Source organism: Nocardioides sp., from assembly GCF_024509035.1.
Classification (GTDB): domain Bacteria; phylum Actinomycetota; class Actinomycetes; order Propionibacteriales; family Nocardioidaceae; genus Nocardioides.
The window spans coordinates 1-768 of the sequence record NZ_JANINT010000164.1 but is presented as its reverse complement, the minus strand read 5'-3'; the positions used below and the strand labels follow the sequence as shown (position 1 = coordinate 768).

Below are 768 nucleotides of genomic sequence, written 5' to 3'. Positions count from 1 at the left end.
CGTCGACCACCTGCTCGCCGAGCGGCCGCGCCTGGTCGTCGAGCTCGGCAGCGGCGCCTCGACCGCGCTGCTGGCGCTGGCCGTGCGCGAGCACGGGCTCGACACGCGCATCGTCTCCCTCGACCACCACGCCCACTACGCCGCCCAGACCCGCCGGCTGCTCGAGCGGCACGGGGTCGCCGACCTCGTCGAGGTCCGCTTCGCGCCGTTGGCGCGCACGCACGTGCCCGGCCACCTGACACCGTGGTACGACGAGGAGGCGATCGCCGACCTCCGCGACATCGGCATGCTCGTCGTCGACGGCCCGCCGAAGGCGACCGGCCCGGCTGCGCGCTATCCCGCGGTGCCGTTGCTGGCCGATCGGTTCGCGGCCCGGTGCTGCATCGTCGTCGACGACACCGCCCGCCCCGACGACCGGGCCGTGGTCAGCCGGTGGGCCGAGCAGCTTCCCGACTTCGAGGTGCGCGACCTGCCGCTGGAGAAGGGCGCAGCGGTCCTGCACCGAGCCTGACCGGCGGTCTCGAGCCGGCGCCGATGCAGGTCGGTGGGGCGTGAAGTGGCGCGTCTGCAGCCTGCTCGGCCTGCAGCTGCGCCGAGTCGGTGGGGAGGGTCAGAGGCGGTAGGCCCGGTCGCCGGTGGTGCGGCCGCGGGTGTCGAACAGGCACCGGGCGTGCTCCTCGAGCGCGTCGAGGTCGTAGTCGGCGTGGTTCTGCAGCAGCACCGTGACGTCGGCCTCGGCCACGGCGGCCAGCAGGTCGCCGTCGATGC

1 protein-coding gene is annotated in these 768 nt (G+C 74.7%); it reads left to right on the top strand.

Annotated features, from left to right (window positions below; all coding sequences use genetic code 11):
• Positions 1–511: class I SAM-dependent methyltransferase (locus Q0L15_RS12595; protein ID WP_296604788.1), on the top strand; the 511-nt coding region annotated here is incomplete at its 5' end.
• Positions 512–768: the final 257 nt, after the last annotated feature.